Raw genomic sequence first — 16,289 nt, forward strand, 5'->3', positions numbered from 1 at the left:
GCTTGAACCGACGCGTTACTCCGAAATCACGTCCGTGCTGATTGCCCGAGGCCTGCTGGACCTGCCACCACCGGACTTGGTCCGAGCCACGATCACCGGGCCAGGCAGGGCCACGCTGGCGCCGCTGGATGCGCTGAATGGCAGCGACCTGGTGGTGCGCTACGTGGGGATGCTCGACACCGACTCCATCAAAGTGTTCATGCTCGGTAGGCAAGGGCAAGGCTCGCCGGACATCCCGGCCAAATTCGGCAACGAATTAGCGGGAGAGGTCGTGTTCGACATCCCCCCGCAGGCCATTGCGGCCAACATAGGCAATAGCGATCAGTTCATGACGTTCAAGTACGTGGTCACCCGCAGGGGTGAACCGTCGCCGGACTCTCAGATATTGACCGTGAGGGTGCTGCCTATTCCGTTGGATGAATTGCAGAAAACCATCATCCGTATCAACGAAGCAGATCAACAAACCCAAATACTCGACCTGGCAAAAGTGATTGACGGGGCGACCGCCCATATTGGCACCTGGCACTTTATTACCGAGTTCTGGCCGGTTTGGCTGACGTTGACAGGCAAAAAGAACGGCGTGAACTACCCGATCACCCTCCTAAACGGCAGCGGGGGTGATCGTGTCAATGGCGACTGGATAAACCAGGGTCGCTATGAACATCCGATCCTGGCCACTTACCTCAATGAATTGGACCACGCTTCGACGCTGACGATGGAGTTCTCGGCCGCGTTCAGCACCAGCCCAGAACGGGCGGATGCGATCGTGTTTCCACCGGTGATCTACTCCGTTTTAAAAGCGCCGCCGTTGAGTATTGGCACCTCGACCATGATTTTGAACGGGCGAGCCATCGTCGCTCTCGACTGGCCACGAAACGGCCAGGAATACCCGGGCAATGCCCAGATACGCATGGCAGAAGGGGGCTCGCCTCCTTACTCATACCGTTCAAGAAACCCAGGTATCGCGACGGTCAACTTAAACAACGGTAACGTCAGGGGCATGGCTAACGGAAGCACCTATATCGATGTAGAAGACAGGGCAGGCAATACCGCGTCATACCGTGTAGAGGTCAGCAACGTATGGCAACTGCGTGAAAATCGTGGAGGAATGACTTGGAGCCAGGCCGTCGCCTGGCGCAAATCACTACCTGGCGCTGTAGGTATCTATTATGCCGATGGCATATCGTTTATGCGGACCGTATACGGCTCGCCATTACCCGTTCCGTTTGACTCATTTTACTGGCTGGGGGTTGAAGAGGGCTGCGACTTCCTCACGGGCGTGTTTTGGGACTCCATGAGGCCGGATATCGTGCGGTGTATCAACAGAAATACATACGCATGGGCCTGGTGTCTGCAGCCATGACGTGCGGCCAAACGGGACGAACGTGATATGCCGGCCTGAGCGACCGCCCCTGCCATATGCTGGTGGCATGGAACTCGGCGTTGATTTGCGACATGATCCTCACCCGGCCAGTGTATTACGCGTTCAAGAACCTGCGGATGCCAACCCTGCTGCTGATCGGCACGTCCGCCACCACCGCCATCGGCAAAGACCTCGGGTCGCCGGTATTCCCCATGCAACCCTGGTGGAGTTCCCGGGGTTAGGCCATGCACCGAAAATGCACGAACCGGCCCAGTTTCACACCGCACTGTTGCAGGGCCTGAACGCCCTTTAATCCAACCTTTTTCGAGGCACTCGTGAATGTCGGTACAGATTGCAGTCATTGATGATTGGCAGAATGTGGCCCAAGGCGTGGTGGACTGGTCGGTTCTGGACAGCGTCGGCCAGGTGCACTTCCTGCACGATTATCCGGCGCAAACCACCACGATGATCGAGCGCCTGAAAGGCTTCGACGTGATCTGCGTAATGCGCGAACGCTCGACCTTCGATAAACCCCTGCTGCAAGGCCTGCCCAACCTCAAGCTGCTGGTGACCGGCGGGATGCGCAATGCCGCCATCGACATTGCTGCCGCGAAGGCCCTGGGTATCCAGGTGTGTGGCACCGACAGCTACAAGCACGCCGCGCCGGAACTGACCTGGGCGCTGATCATGGCCTCCACCCGCAACCTGCTCGCTGAAGCCAATGCCCTGCGCGCCGGCCACTGGCAAGTGGGCCTGGGCGGCGACCTGTACGGCAAGACCCTGGGTATCCTCGGCCTGGGCAGCATCGGCCAGAAAGTCGCGCAGTTCGCCCAGGTGTTCGGCATGCGGGTGATCGCCTGGAGTGAAAACCTTACGCCGCAGCGCGCCGCCGAAGCCGGGGTGACCTGGGTCAGCAAGCGCGAACTGTTCGAACAGGCCGACATCCTGACCATTCACCTGGTGCTCAGCGAACGCAGCCGCGGCTTGGTGGATGCGCAGGCGCTGGGCTGGATGAAACCGAGCGCACGGCTGGTGAACACCGCGCGCGGGCCTATCGTGGATGAGCAGGCGCTGGTGCAGGCCTTGACCGCTGGTCGCCTGGCAGGCGCTGCGCTGGATGTGTATGCCGAAGAGCCGTTGCCGGTCGATCACCCGTTCCGCCACTTGCCCAACGTACTGGCCACGCCCCATGTGGGCTATGTGAGTGAGCAGAACTATCGGCAGTTTTATCAGCAGATGATCGAAAGCATCCAGGCTTGGGCTGATGGAGTGCCCATTCGCTTACTCGGCTGACGCACCAATAAAGGGCAGCCCGCACTAATGATGTGAATACACGCTCTGTGGCGAGCTGGCTTGCCCTGCGTTGGGGCGCTAAACGGCCCTGAAAACTGGCAACAGGGTGCAAGTCGCCAAGCCGTTTGGAGCGCTTCGCACTCCGGCGCAGGGCAAGCCTGCTCGCCACGACCCGCTCACTTTCGTGCAATTGCATATGGTTACAAGTTTTTGTCCTACAAAATTCCCACATAAACCCTACAGGCTCTGGGATCTGTCCTAGACTCATGACCGATGGGTCCGTTCCAAAACAAAAACCCCGCAAAAAATCGAAACTTTACAACTCTGCCGTAGGTCCAGTTTTAAGGTGGCGCGAGCGCACGCAGTTCACAGCCGATGCCCGTCCATCCAATCTATTTCAGCTGACCGTGCATCTGGCATAAGCCTTGCCAGTTTGTATAACGCTTGTGCGCCTGGCCGCAGGATGCGGTCTTCGGAGCTGGTGGCAGCGGGCCATTAGCCGACCAACACGTGGGAGAGAATTATGATCAGTGCCGCTGTAGAGACTCAGGGAGAGCGTTTTAGTAAGCCGGCAGGGGGGCCCACCTCGTTGGCCGACCTGCCCAACACTGTGCGGCCGATCGTGAGTCAGAACCCGAACCGAAAGAAAGTCTTGTTCGTCACCTCTGAATTCGCCGACCTGGTCAAAACCGGAGGCCTGGGCGACGTTTCCGCCGCCCTGCCCCGCGCCATGGCGCACCTGCACGATGTACGGGTGCTGATCCCGGGCTACCCGCAGGTGATGGAAAGCGACAACCCGATCCATATCATCGGCGAACTCGGCGGCCACGCCGCGCTGCCGCCGTGCAAGATCGGGCGCATGGACCTCAAGGATGGCCTCGTCATCTACGTGCTGATCTGCCCCGAGCTCTACGAGCGCGAAGGCACGCCCTACGGCGCCAACAACGGCCGTGACTGGCCCGACAACCATATCCGCTTTGCCCGCCTGGGCCTGGCCGCCGCCGACATGGCCGCCAACCTCGCCCAGATCCACTGGTGCCCGGACCTGGTGCACGCCCACGACTGGCCCGCTGGCCTGGCCCCGGCCTATATGCACTGGCGTGGGTCACGCACGCCAACGCTGTTCACCATTCATAACCTGGCCTATCAAGGCGTGGTCAGCCTGGCCTCGACCCCGGAACTGGGCATTCCCCCCCATGCCCTGCAACAGGAAGGCATGGAGTTCTACGGCAAGATGTCGTTCCTCAAGGCCGGCATGGCGTACTCCAGCCATATCACCACGGTGAGCGCCACCTACGCCCAGGAAATCACCACCCCGGAATTTGGCTGCGGCCTCGACGGCTTCCTCGCCGCCAAGACCCAGCAAGGCTTACTCAGTGGTATTCCCAACGGCATCGATGAAAGCTGGGAAACCTCCACCGACACGCACCTGACCCACAACTTCAATATCGGTGACTGGGAAGGCAAGGCAATCAACGCCGCCCACGTGCGTGAGCTGTTCGGCCTGCATGACTCCACCGGCCCGCTCTTTGCCGTGGTCTCGCGCCTGGTCTACCAGAAAGGCCTGGACCTCACCGAAGCAGTGGCCAGCTTTATCGTCGAGCACGGCGGCCAGATCGCGATTATCGGGCGCGGCGAGCCGGAGGAAGAACAAGCCATGCGTGAGCTGGCGCTGCGCTTCCCTGGTCAAGTCGGTGTGCGCATTGGCTTCAACGAGACCGATGCACGCCGCATGTTCGCCGGCAGCGATTTCCTGCTGATGCCTTCACGCTATGAGCCTTGCGGCCTCAGCCAGATGTACGCCCAACGCTTCGGCTCGCTGCCGGTGGCACGCAATACCGGCGGCCTGGCGGACACCATCGAGAATGGCGTCACCGGGTTCCTGTTCAATGAGTCCACGGTGCAAAGCTATGAGGAAGCGCTGAGCCGTGCGTTCAGGGTGTTCGCCAACAAAGGCCTGCTCAATGCCATGCGCAGCCGCGCCATGACCCAACCCTTCAACTGGTGCCAGGCGGTAGAACCCTACGCCGAACTCTACGAACAACTGGTGGCCAAGGCTCTGGGGAAAACCACTAAATAATCAAGGGAGGTCTTCATAGATGCCGTTACGGACTTTGGAAACCTGGCCCCACGGCGCAATCATGTTGGACGCGCAACACACGCGTTTTGCCTTGTGGGCGCCAGACGCGTTTTATGTCAGCGTTGAATTGGAAGACGGCCGGTCCCTCGCCATGTTGCCTCAGGCAGAGGGCTGGTTCGAGATAGAGATCCAGTGCCCGGCGGGCACGCGCTACCGCTACAACATCGATGGCGAAATGGATGTTCCCGACCCTGCGTCCAGGGCGCAAGCCTCGGACGTGCACGGTTGGAGCCTGGTGGTCGACCCGCTCGCCTACCCATGGCGACACAGCCAGTGGCAAGGCCGCCCCTGGCATGAAGCGGTGATCTACGAACTGCACGTCGGCGCGATGGGTGGGTACGCCGGTGTCGAGAAACACCTGCCACGCCTGGCCGAGCTGGGCGTCACCGCAATCGAATTGATGCCTCTGGCGCAATTTCCCGGCGAGCGCAATTGGGGCTATGACGGGGTGCTGCCGTATGCACCGCACGCCGCCTACGGCTCCCCCGAACAGCTCAAGCACCTGATCGACAGCGCCCATGAACATGGCCTGGCGGTGATCCTCGACGTGGTTTACAACCACTTCGGCCCTGACGGCAATTACCTGGGCCAGTACGCCAAGGGCTTCTTCCAGCAGGATGTGCACACACCTTGGGGCGCGGGTATCGACTTCAATCGCCGCGAAGTGCGGGATTTTTTCCTCGATAACGCGCTGATGTGGCTGCTCGAATACCGCTTCGACGGCCTGCGCCTGGACGCGGTACACGCCATCGACAACCCCGGTTTCCTGCAGGAGCTGGCCCACCGCGTGCGCCAACAGGTGGACACCGGCCGGCATGTGTGGCTGGTGCTGGAAAACGAGCTCAACCAGGCCCACCTGTTGAAGCACGATTTCGACGCGCAATGGAATGATGACTTTCATAATGTGTTGCATGTGTTGCTGACCGGCGAAACCGACGCCTATTACAGCGACTTTGCCCAGGAGCCCACCGCCAAACTGGCGCGTTGTCTCAGCGAAGGCTTTATCTACCAAGGCCACACCACCCGCCACGGGCATGAGCGCGGCGAACCGAGTGGCGACTTGCCACCCACGGCCTTCGTGGCGTTCTTGCAGAACCATGACCAGATCGGCAATCGCGCCTTGGGCGAACGCTTGCATCAACTGTGCTCGCCGCAGGCGTTGCAGGCCGCCACGACCTTGTTGCTGATGTCACCGATGATCCCGCTGATGTTCATGGGCGATGAAGTCAACGCGAGCGAGCCGTTCCTGTTTTTCACCGACCACCATGGCGAACTGGCCGAAGCGGTGCGTGAGGGCCGGCGCAATGAATTCGCCGATTTCGCCGCGTTCAAGGACCCCGAACGGCGCGAACACATCCCAGATCCCAACGCGCTGCCCACCTTTGTGCAATCGGCGCCGAACCTGGTGGAAAACGAACACGCCCACTTCTACCGCCAGCTGCTGAGCCTGCGCCACCGGCATATCGTGCCGCACCTGCCGGGCAGCGTGGCCTTGGGCGCGCACGTGCTGGCAGACGGCGCCGTCAGCGCGCGCTGGCGCCTGGGCAATGGCAGCCTGTTACAGATCGATCTGAACCTGAGCCGTGCGCCCCTCGATTGCCCCGCGCCGCCGCAGCTTCTGTTCCAAACGCCCGCCCATGAAGGCCCGCACCTGGCGCCCTTCAGCGCGCGCGTCACCTTATCCCCTGTTGGAGAGCACCTTTGAGTGAAGCGAACCTGGAAATACTCGCCAGCCGAGCGGGGTTGGCCGTCGATTGGATCGACGCCAATGGCCGCCCGCAACGCGTGACAACCGACGCCTTGCGCGCGGTATTAAAAGGCCTGGGTCACCCGGCCGACAACGATGCCCAGGTCGATGCCAGCCTGCTTGAATTGGAGCAGGTGCAACAAGACAAACACTTGCCACCCCTGATGACCGTCGACAGCGGCGATGGCTTGGACCTCGGGCATTTCTTTGCGCCCGACACCCCCTGCCGCGTCCACCTGGAAGACGGCGAAACCTTGCAACTGCGCCTGGACAGCCACGCCGTGTTGCCCGGCGTGATCGCCCTCGGCTATCACCAGGTGCATATCGACGACCAGACCTTCACCCTCGCGGTGGCCCCCACTCACTGCTACAGCGTCGCCGAAGCAGTCGACACCGCCACCGCCCGCGCCTGGGGCCTGAGTGCCCAATTGTATTCTTTGCGCCGCCTCGGCGACGGTGGCTTTGGCGACACCCTGGCCCTGGAACACCTGGCCCGCTCGGCCGCCGAGCGCGGCGCCGATGCCTTGGCCATCAGCCCGATGCATGCGATGTTCAGTGCCGACCCCGAGCGCTATAGCCCGTACTCGCCCTCGAGCCGGTTATTTCTCAACAGCCTGTATGCATCGCCTGGCTGCGTCCTCGGCGAACGTGAAGTCCGTAACGCCATCGAGGCCTGTGGCCTGGCGGAGGAACTGCACGCCCTGGAACAACACACCCTGATCGATTGGCCGGCCGCCGCCAAGGCCAAGCAGCGCCTGTTGCGCGCCTTGTATGAAGACTTCCGCCACGGCCACCACCCGCAACACGCCGACTTCCTGAGCTTCCGCCAGGCTGGCGGTGAGGCCCTGGAAAACCATTGCCGCTTCGAAGCGGTGCAGGCCGTACGCGCGGCCGCGGGCGAATCACTCGACTGGCGCCACTGGCCGCAGGAATGGCGTTCGCCACAGAGCCCGGCACTGGTGCATTTCGCTGAAGAGCACGCGGCCGATATCGGCTTTTATGCGTTCAGCCAATGGCTGATCGCCCGTTGCCTGGAGCGCGCGCAACAAGCGGCACGTGGCAGCGGCATGGGTGTCGGGTTGATCGCCGACCTGGCCGTCGGCGCCGACGGCGGTGGCAGCCAGGCCTGGAGTCGCCAGGATGAGTTGCTCGCGGACCTTACCGTGGGTGCACCGCCCGACATTCTCAACCGTGCCGGGCAAGGCTGGGGGATTTCCGCATTTTCCCCCGAAGGCCTCAAGCGCAACGGCTTCCGGGCCTTTATCGAAATGCTGCGGGCCAACTTTGCGCATGCCGGCGGCTTGCGCATCGACCATGTGATGGGCCTGCAACGCCTGTGGGTGATTCCCATGGACGCCTCGCCTCGGGAAGGCGCCTACCTGTATTACCCGGTGGACGACCTGCTGCGCTTGCTCGCCCTGGAATCCCACCGCCACCAGGCCATCGTGCTCGGTGAGGACCTCGGCACCGTGCCCGACGGCCTGCGTGAAAAACTCATTGGCCGTTCGATCCTGGGCATGCGCGTGCTGTTGTTCGAACAAGGCCACGATGGCCAGTTCAAGCCGATCCTCGACTGGCCGGACAACGCGCTGGCCACCACCAGCACCCACGACTTGCCGACCCTCAATGGCTGGTGGCACAGCCGCGATATCGACTGGAACGTCCAACTGGGCCTGATCGACGCCCCCACTGTGGAGCAATGGCGCGAGCACCGCCTGCGTGAGCGCCAGGCATTGCGCCAGGCCCTGAGCCAGGACCCGCAGAATTTCATCGATGAAATCCGCAATGAGACCGACCACATGATCGACGCCAGTGTGCGCTACCTGGGGCATACCCGCGCGCCGCTGGTGTTGCTGCCGCTGGAAGATGCGCTGGGCCTTGAAGAACAAGCCAACCTGCCCGGCACCACCGATACCCACCCGAATTGGCGCCGTCGCTTGCCCGGCGAAGCCTCCAGCCTGCTCGACAATGCCGGCGCCGCCCGCCGCCTCGAACTGCTGGCCGTCGCGCGCAACCAAGCCTATGAGCGTGACCGATGAACGCACTGCCCCTGCGCGCAACCCAGCGCCTGCAATTCCATAAAGGTTTCACCCTGGACGACGCGGTGCCACTGGTGCCGTATTTTGCCCAATTGGGTATCAGCCACCTGTACGCCTCGCCGCTGCTCGCCGCCCGCGCCGGCTCGATGCACGGCTATGACGTGGTCGACCCCACCCGCGTCAACCCGGAACTGGGCGGCGAAGCGGCATTGCGCCGGCTGGTCGCCGCACTGCGTGAACATAAGATGGGGCTGATCCTCGACATCGTCTCCAACCACATGGCCGTCGGTGGCGCCGACAACCCGTGGTGGCTCGACCTGCTGGAATGGGGCCGCCTGAGCCCCTACAGCGAGTTCTTCGACATCCAGTGGCACTCGCCCGACCCGCTGCTCAAGGGCCAATTGCTCATGCCGTTTCTTGGCAGCGACTACGGCGAAGCCCTGCAAACCGGCACCCTGACCCTGCATTTTGACGCCGCCCATGGCACGTTCTACGTCGAACACTACGAGCATCGCTTTCCGGTCTGCCCACGGGATTACGCGGCGATCCTCGGCACTGATGAACTGCTCAAGCCCCTCGCCGACCGCTTCAGCGCCCTCGCCTATCAGGACGACGCCTACGCCGAAGCCGCCTGGCTCAAGCAGGCACTGGTCGAGCGTGCTACCCACGGCGCCGTACGCGAGGCCATCGAACACCGCCTGGGCGAATTCGATGGGCGCCAACCCGACGGTTTCCAGCGCCTGCATCACCTGCTCGAACAACAAGCCTACCGCCTGGCCAGCTGGCGCACCGCGGCCGACGATATCAACTGGCGGCGTTTCTTCGACGTCAACGAACTGGGCGGCCTACGCGTGGAACGCAGCGCGGTGTTCGAAGCCACCCACGGCAAGATCTTCGAGCTGATCAGCGAGGGCCTGGTGGACGGCCTGCGCATCGACCATATCGACGGCCTGGCCGATCCGCGCGGGTATTGCCGCAAATTGCGCCGGCGTGTCGATTCACTGTCGCCACAGCGCCATCTGCCGATCTTCGTGGAAAAAATCCTCGGCGAAGGCGAAACCCTGCGCGAAGACTGGCAGGTGGACGGCACCACCGGCTACGAATTCATGAACCAACTGTCGCTGCTGCAACACGACCCGCAGGGCTTCGAACCGCTGGCCGAGCTGTGGACCCGACACAGCGAACGGCCCTCAGCCTTTATCGAAGAGGCTCGGCTGGCGCGTCAGCAGATTCTCAATGGCTCCCTGGGCGGCGACTTTGAAAGCGTGGCCCAGGCCCTGTTGCAAGTGGCCCGTGACGATGTGATGACCCGCGACCTGACCCTGGGCGCCATTCGCCGCGCCTTGCAGGAACTGATCGTGCACTTCCCGGTGTACCGCACCTATATCAGCGCCCGAGGCCGCAGCGAGCGCGACGACGTCTTTTTCCAGCAGGCCCTGGCCGGTGCGCGCAGCACCTTGAGCGAGGGCGACTGGCCGGTGCTCGATCACCTGGAAAAATGGCTGGGCGGGCAACCCTGGCGCGACCGCCCCGTCGGTCGCGAGCGCAAGATACTCAAGCACGCCTGCGTGCGCTTCCAGCAACTGACCTCGCCGGCGGCCGCCAAGGCCGTGGAAGACACCGCGTTCTATCGCTCGGCGGTATTGTTGTCGCGCAACGATGTGGGCTTCAGTACCGAGCAGTTCAGCGCCACCGTGACAGACTTCCACCGCGTCAACCAACAGCGCCTGCAGACGTTCCCCGACAACCTGCTGGCCACTGCCACCCACGACCACAAGCGTGGTGAAGACAGCCGCGCACGCCTCGCGGTACTGAGCGAATGCGCACCGTGGTATGCCGGACAGGTGGAGCACTGGCGCACCCTCGCGGCGCCGTTGCGCAATGACACCAGTAGCCCGTCGGCCGGTGATGAGCTGATCCTCTATCAAGTGTTGCTCGGCAGTTGGCCTTTGGACCTGCATCTGGACGACCGTGAAGCGCTCCAGGCCTATCAACAGCGCCTGTGGCAGTGGCAACAGAAAGCCTTGCGCGAAGCCAAGCTGCAAAGCAGTTGGAGCGCCCCCAACGACACCTACGAACAAGGGGTAGAAGCGTTCCTTTCGCGCCTGCTGCTCAGCGACGACGGCCTGCCCCTGCGCACCGCCATCGCCAGTGCCGCCCAGGCCATCGCACCTGCCGGCGCGGTCAATGGGCTGGCGCAATCCTTGCTTCGCCTTACCGTGCCTGGGGTACCGGACCTGTACCAGGGTGATGAGTTCTGGGACTTCAGCCTGGTGGACCCGGACAACCGTCGCCCGGTGGATTTCAACGCGCGGCAACGTGCGCTGAATGCACCACTCGACCTCGGCGAGTTGCTGTTCAACTGGCGTGACGGGCGGGTCAAACAGGCGGTGATCGCCCAGGCGCTGGCCTTGCGCAAGGCCCACCCCGAGGTGTTTCATCAGGGCCGCTACACGCCCCTGGATGTGGTGGGCCAACACGCCGAACACGTGGTTGCATTTTGCCGCGAGCACCAGGGCAGACGCGTGCTGGTGGTGGTGCCGCGCTGGCCCCATCGCCTGCTTGAAAAGGGTGTGCACCCCCAGATCAATGCGCGGGTTTGGGGCGATACACGGGTGAAATTACCGTTCGCCGCGCCAACCGAAAACTGGAAGGGACTTTTTCATACAGTCGCAGTCACACCAGACAAGGAGCTGTTGATCAGCACTGCGCTGGGGGATTTCCCGGTCAATGTCTTTATCAATCCTGATGATCAAGAAAGCTGAAAATTTTCTGTGAGGAGCATTGTGATGAGTACTGAAGACAAACGCATTCGCGAATTGGCGCATCAAATCTGGGAGTCCGAGGGCAAGCCCCACGGTCAAGATGCACGCCACTGGGAGATGGCGCGCAAGCTGGCGGAGGCCGAAGCACTGACGCCGAGTAAACCCAAGCCGGCCGCCAAGCCCAAGACCGCGCCCAAGCCAGCGGCGAAAGCCAAGCCTGCGGCAGCGGCCCCAGGCAAACCGGCGCCCCCGGCGGCAAAAAAGCCGGCGGCGCCAAAAAAGCCCAAGCCTTAAGCCTCGTGACCTCATGAGCCACCTGCCGATACGGTCGGCAGGTGGTCATTTCACTTTCCCGATTGTCAGCTGAACCATGTCAGCACGGCCGCGTTCGGCCCGAAAAAAGACCCTTGCAGGAGCAACACAATGAGCAAAGCCGATAACCACCAAGCGGCCCCGGCCCATGAGCCATCGCGGATCCGTGAAGGTTTGCCCTTCCCTCTCGGCGCGACCTGGGATGGCCTGGGTGTCAACTTTGCCCTGTTCTCGGCCAACGCCACCAAAGTCGAGCTGTGCCTGTTCGACGATACCGGCGAAGTCGAAATCGAACGCATCGAACTGCCTGAATACACCGACGAAATCTTCCACGGCTATCTGCCCGACGCCCACCCCGGGCTGATTTACGGCTACCGCGTGTACGGTGCGTATGACCCGGCCAACGGCCATCGTTTCAACCACCACAAATTGCTGATCGACCCCTATGCCAAACAGCTGGTGGGCGAACTCAAATGGTCCGAGGCACTGTTCGGCTACACCATCGGCCACCCGGACGACGACCTCAGTTTCGACGAACGCGACAGCGCCCCCTTCGTGCCCAAATGCAAAGTCATCGACCCGGCGCACACCTGGGGCAACGACCAGCCCGTGCGTGTGCCCTGGGACCGTACGATCATTTATGAAACCCACCTGCGTGGCATCAGCATGCGCCACCCATCGGTGGGCGAGTCGGTGCGCGGTACCTGCGCCGGCCTGATGGAAGATGACGTGCTCAAGCATATCCGTCAGTTGGGCATTTCCTCGGTCGAGCTGCTGCCCGTGCACGCCTTTGTCAACGACCAGCACTTGCTGGAAAAAGGCATGACCAACTACTGGGGCTACAACAGCATCGCGTTCTTCGCCCCCGACCCACGCTACTTGGCCAGCGGCAAGATCGCCGAGTTCAAGGAGATGGTCGCGCACCTGCACGAAGCCAAGCTGGAAGTGATCCTCGACGTGGTCTACAACCACACCGCCGAAGGCAATGAGCGCGGCCCGACCCTGTCCATGCGCGGCATCGACAACGCCTCTTACTATCGCCTGATGCCCGATGACAAGCGCTTCTATATCAACGACTCCGGCACGGGCAACACCCTCGACCTGAGCCACCCGTGCGTCCTGCAGATGGTGACCGACTCGCTGCGTTATTGGGCCAACGAAATGCACGTCGACGGTTTCCGCTTCGACCTGGCGACGATCCTCGGCCGCTACCGTGACGGCTTCGACGAGCGCCACAGTTTCCTCGTCGCCTGTCGCCAGGACCCGGTCCTGCGCCAGTTGAAACTTATCGCCGAACCCTGGGACTGCGGCCCCGGCGGCTACCAGGTGGGTAACTTCCCGCCGGGCTGGGTGGAATGGAACGACCGTTTCCGCGACACCGTGCGTGCCTTCTGGAAAGGTGACGACGGCCAGCTTGCAGATTTTGCCGGGCGCATGACCGCCTCCGGCGAGATGTTCAACCATCGCGGCCGTCGCCCGTACAGCTCGGTGAACTTCATCACCGCCCATGACGGTTTCACCTTGCACGACCTGGTCTCCTACAACGACAAGCACAACGAAGACAACGACGAAAACAACCAGGACGGCACCAGCAACAACCTGTCCTGGAACCACGGCGTCGAAGGCCCCACCGACGATCCGCAAATCAATGCATTGCGCCTGCGCCAGATGCGCAACTTCTTCGCCACGCTGCTGCTGGCCCAAGGCACGCCGATGCTGGTGGCCGGAGACGAGTTCGCCCGCACCCAGCACGGCAATAACAACGCCTATTGCCAGGACAGCGAAATCGGCTGGGTCAACTGGGACCTGGACGACGACGGCAAGGCGCTGCTCAAGTTCGTCAAGCGCCTGATCAAGCTGCGAATGGCTTATCCGATCCTGCGTCGGGGTCGCTTCCTGGTGGGCGACTACAACGAAGATATCGGCGTGAAGGACGTCACCTGGCTGTCACCGGATGGCAACGAGATGACGACCGAGCAATGGGAAGACAGCCACGGTCGGTGCCTGGGTATGTTGATGGATGGTCGTGCCCAGGAAACCGGGATTCGCCGCGCGGGCGCCGATGCCACCTTGTTGCTGGTGGTCAATGCCCATCACGACATGGTCAATTTCCGCCTGCCACCGGTGCCGCAAGGCGAGTTCTGGACTTGCATGCTGGATACCAACGAGCCAGCGGTACGCGGTCAGGAGCGCTTTGAGTTCGAACACGAATACGCGGTCACCGGCCGTTCACTGTTGCTGTTTGAACTGCAGCGCGACGACGAGGTGTGACATGGATTTGCATGGACGCCTTCAAGGCTACCCAGGCTATGCGGACACGCAGGCCCTCGGCGCCGCCCTGAAGGCGCTTCAGGCAGAAGGCCTGGATCAGTTGCCGTTGCCCGGCAGCGGCCAGACCCTGGAGCGCCTCAGCGGCCTGGCGCAGGTAGCCGGGCATGACTTGCGCCTGTGCAAGTTGTTCGAAGGCCATACCGATGCCCTGGCGATTATCGCCGAACTGCGCAGCCCCTTGCCGCCCTTGGGCAGTACATGGGGCATGTGGGCAGCCGAACCGCCGACGGCCAAGGTCCGTGTGCGCCGCGATGGCTCGCGCTTGATCCTTGAAGGGCGTAAAGCCTGGTGCTCCGGCGCGGCGGTGGTCAGCCATGGGTTGCTCACCGCTTGGGATGAACAGGATCGCCAGCAGTTGGTCGCGGTGCAGATGCATCAGCCGACCGTCACCGTGACCGACGAAGGCTGGAATGCCGTGGGGATGGCGGCCACGGGCAGTGTCGAGATCCTTTTCGACAATGCCCTGGGCATCGCCGTCGGCGCACCGGGCGACTACCTGGCGCGCCCGGGTTTTTGGCACGGTGGCATCGGTATTGCCGCGTGCTGGTATGGCGCCGCACAGCGCCTGGCCGAAGTGCTGCGCGCGCAGTGCAGCAAACGCCCGGAGCCCCATGCCCTGGCCCACCTCGGCGCGGTCGACAGCGCGTTGAACAGCGCAGCCTGCGTACTGCGGGCCAGCGCCGCACAGATCGACCGGCAACCGCAGGCCGACGCCCGACAACTGGCCCAGCAAGTGCGCGCCGCCATCGAGGATACGGTTGAACAGGTGATGCGCCACGTCGGTCGCGCGACCGGTGCCGGGCCCTATTGCAAGGACCCGCACTTCGCCCAACTGATGGCGGATTTACCGGTGTTTGTGCGTCAAAGTCATGCCGAACGCGACCTGGCCGCCCTCGGCGAGCAGGTGGCGAGCGGCGCCCCAGGGAGGTGGCAGTTATGAAACCCAACCCCATTGTGGGCCAAGGCACCCCGCTGCATCAGTGGCAGGCCTCGTCCCATATGGCGCAGTTGCCCCTGATCAGCGTTGAGCAACTGGTGCCAGAGGGCCATCGCGCCGTGATCATTGCGCCGCACCCGGACGATGAAGTGCTCGGCTGCGGTGGCCTGCTGCAGGGCCTGGCCGCGCTGGGCCGGCCGATCCAACTGATCTCAGTCACCGATGGCAGCGCCAGCCACCCCGGCTCGCGGCGCTGGCCGGCGGAACGGCTGAGCGTGGTGCGCCCGCAGGAATCGGCCCAGGCCCTGCATCGCCTTGGCGTGCCGCTGCACAGTTTGAAATGGCTGCGCGCGGGCTTTGACGACAGCCGGGTCGCCGCACAGGAAGGACTGCTCGCCGCGTTCATCCAGCGCTATCTCAAGCCCAATGATGTGGTGTTCACCACTTGGCGCGAGGACGGCCATTGCGACCATGAAGCGGTCGGCCGCGCCAGCGCCAAGGCCGCCTTGGCCGTGGGGGCCCGCCTGTTCGAACTGCCCGTGTGGACCTGGCACTGGGCAACCCCCGAAGACAGCCAGGTGCCCTGGCACCGTGCCCGCAAACTGCCGCTGGTGCCCGAGGTGGTGGCGCGCAAGCGCCATGCTATCCATGCGTTTGCCAGCCAACTGGAGGGCGACCCACACATCGGCCTGCCACCGGTGTTGGCGCCCTATGTGGTGGAACGTTTGCTGCAACCCTTTGAAGTGGTGTTTGTATGAGCGTAGCAACGCCGTATTTCGATCAGTTATTTGCCGACAACGATGACCCGTGGGCCTTCCGACAGCGCTGGTATGAACGGCGCAAACGCGCGCTGACCCTGGCCGTATTGACCCGCCCACGTTACGCCTCGATCTTTGAACCCGGCTGCGCCAATGGCGAATTGAGTGCCGAACTGGCGCCGCGTTGTGATCGCCTGGTGTGCTGCGATACCGCCAGCGCCGCCGTGGCGCTGGCCAAGACCCGCCTGATGGGCTTTGCCCACGCCCACGTCGAGCAACGCCGCCTGCCGGAGCAATGGCCCAGCGGCCGCTTCGAGCTGATTGTGCTGAGCGAGCTGTGTTATTACCTCGATGCCGACGACCTGGGCCGCCTGATCGACCGCGCCCTCGCCAGCCTTACCGACAACGGCCAGTTGCTCGCCTGCCACTGGCGCCCGCGGATCGAGGGTTGCCCGCAGACCGCCGAACACGTACATGCCCTGCTCCAGGAACGCCTGGCGATGCACCCTGTGGTTCAACACCACGAAGAGGATTTCCTGCTCGACCTGTGGAGCCGCGAAGGCCATTCGGTGGCGACCCTGGAGGGGCTGCGTTAAAAAACCGA

11 protein-coding genes and 1 pseudogene are annotated in these 16,289 nt (G+C 62.9%); all 12 read left to right on the top strand.

The window, feature by feature from the left end; translation table 11 throughout:
- Positions 1 to 1,363: immunoglobulin-like domain-containing protein (locus ACODSV_RS26330; RefSeq protein WP_489078355.1), on the top strand; the 1,363-nt coding region annotated here is incomplete at its 5' end.
- Positions 1,364 to 1,392: 29 nt separating this feature from the next.
- Positions 1,393 to 1,676, top strand: a pseudogene (locus ACODSV_RS26335) (alpha/beta fold hydrolase); the annotation flags it as partial.
- 26 nt (positions 1,677 to 1,702) lie between these two features.
- Entirely contained in the window at positions 1,703 to 2,656 is a 954-nt protein-coding gene (locus tag ACODSV_RS26340; RefSeq protein ID WP_150055438.1) for a D-2-hydroxyacid dehydrogenase family protein, read from the top strand.
- A 523-nt stretch (positions 2,657 to 3,179) separates the two neighbouring features.
- Entirely contained in the window at positions 3,180 to 4,736 is a 1,557-nt protein-coding gene (gene glgA / locus ACODSV_RS26345; protein WP_024075740.1) for a glycogen synthase GlgA, read from the top strand.
- 19 nt (positions 4,737 to 4,755) lie between these two features.
- The gene (treZ, locus tag ACODSV_RS26350) at positions 4,756 to 6,501 is read left to right on the top strand and encodes a malto-oligosyltrehalose trehalohydrolase (protein ID WP_024075741.1); all 1,746 of its coding nucleotides are present in this window, start codon (positions 4,756 to 4,758) and stop codon (positions 6,499 to 6,501) included.
- Entirely contained in the window at positions 6,498 to 8,582 is a 2,085-nt protein-coding gene (gene malQ, locus ACODSV_RS26355; RefSeq protein ID WP_150055439.1) for a 4-alpha-glucanotransferase, read from the top strand. Before treZ ends, malQ begins: the two co-directional genes overlap by 4 nt.
- Positions 8,579 to 11,347, top strand: a complete 2,769-nt coding sequence (locus ACODSV_RS26360; protein WP_150055440.1) for a malto-oligosyltrehalose synthase — start codon at positions 8,579 to 8,581, stop codon at positions 11,345 to 11,347. The genes malQ and ACODSV_RS26360 overlap by 4 nt, the downstream gene beginning before the upstream one ends.
- Before the next feature lie 24 nt (positions 11,348 to 11,371).
- Positions 11,372 to 11,641, top strand: a complete 270-nt coding sequence (locus ACODSV_RS26365; RefSeq protein ID WP_150055441.1) for a DUF2934 domain-containing protein — start codon at positions 11,372 to 11,374, stop codon at positions 11,639 to 11,641.
- A gap of 129 nt (positions 11,642 to 11,770) precedes the next feature.
- Positions 11,771 to 13,930 (top strand): glycogen debranching protein GlgX, encoded by a 2,160-nt coding sequence (gene glgX, locus ACODSV_RS26370; RefSeq protein ID WP_150055442.1) that lies wholly within the window; start codon positions 11,771 to 11,773, stop codon positions 13,928 to 13,930.
- A gap of 1 nt (position 13,931) precedes the next feature.
- On the top strand, positions 13,932 to 14,930 hold the full coding sequence (locus ACODSV_RS26375) for an acyl-CoA dehydrogenase family protein (protein ID WP_150055443.1): 999 nt from the start codon (positions 13,932 to 13,934) through the stop codon (positions 14,928 to 14,930).
- On the top strand, positions 14,927 to 15,685 hold the full coding sequence (locus tag ACODSV_RS26380; protein ID WP_150055444.1) for a PIG-L deacetylase family protein: 759 nt from the start codon (positions 14,927 to 14,929) through the stop codon (positions 15,683 to 15,685). Before ACODSV_RS26375 ends, ACODSV_RS26380 begins: the two co-directional genes overlap by 4 nt.
- Positions 15,682 to 16,281 carry an SAM-dependent methyltransferase gene (locus tag ACODSV_RS26385; protein ID WP_150055445.1) on the top strand — a complete coding sequence of 200 codons (600 nt, stop codon included), beginning with the start codon at positions 15,682 to 15,684 and terminating at the stop codon, positions 16,279 to 16,281. The genes ACODSV_RS26380 and ACODSV_RS26385 overlap by 4 nt, the downstream gene beginning before the upstream one ends.
- The last annotated feature ends 8 nt before the right edge of the window (positions 16,282 to 16,289 follow it).

This window comes from Pseudomonas sp. FG86, assembly GCF_057808775.1.

Excerpts from the sequence above, each read along its gene's own strand:
- ACODSV_RS26380 (WP_150055444.1), top strand. The coding sequence starts at position 14,927 with ATGAAACCCAACCCCATTGTGGGCCAAGGCACCCCGCTGCATCAGTGG.
- ACODSV_RS26340 (WP_150055438.1), top strand. The coding sequence starts at position 1,703 with ATGTCGGTACAGATTGCAGTCATTGATGATTGGCAGAATGTGGCCCAA.
- ACODSV_RS26385 (WP_150055445.1), top strand. The coding sequence starts at position 15,682 with ATGAGCGTAGCAACGCCGTATTTCGATCAGTTATTTGCCGACAACGAT.
- treZ (WP_024075741.1), top strand. The coding sequence starts at position 4,756 with ATGCCGTTACGGACTTTGGAAACCTGGCCCCACGGCGCAATCATGTTG.
- glgA (WP_024075740.1), top strand. The coding sequence starts at position 3,180 with ATGATCAGTGCCGCTGTAGAGACTCAGGGAGAGCGTTTTAGTAAGCCG.
- ACODSV_RS26375 (WP_150055443.1), top strand. The coding sequence starts at position 13,932 with ATGGATTTGCATGGACGCCTTCAAGGCTACCCAGGCTATGCGGACACG.
- ACODSV_RS26365 (WP_150055441.1), top strand. The coding sequence starts at position 11,372 with ATGAGTACTGAAGACAAACGCATTCGCGAATTGGCGCATCAAATCTGG.
- ACODSV_RS26360 (WP_150055440.1), top strand. The coding sequence starts at position 8,579 with ATGAACGCACTGCCCCTGCGCGCAACCCAGCGCCTGCAATTCCATAAA.
- glgX (WP_150055442.1), top strand. The coding sequence starts at position 11,771 with ATGAGCAAAGCCGATAACCACCAAGCGGCCCCGGCCCATGAGCCATCG.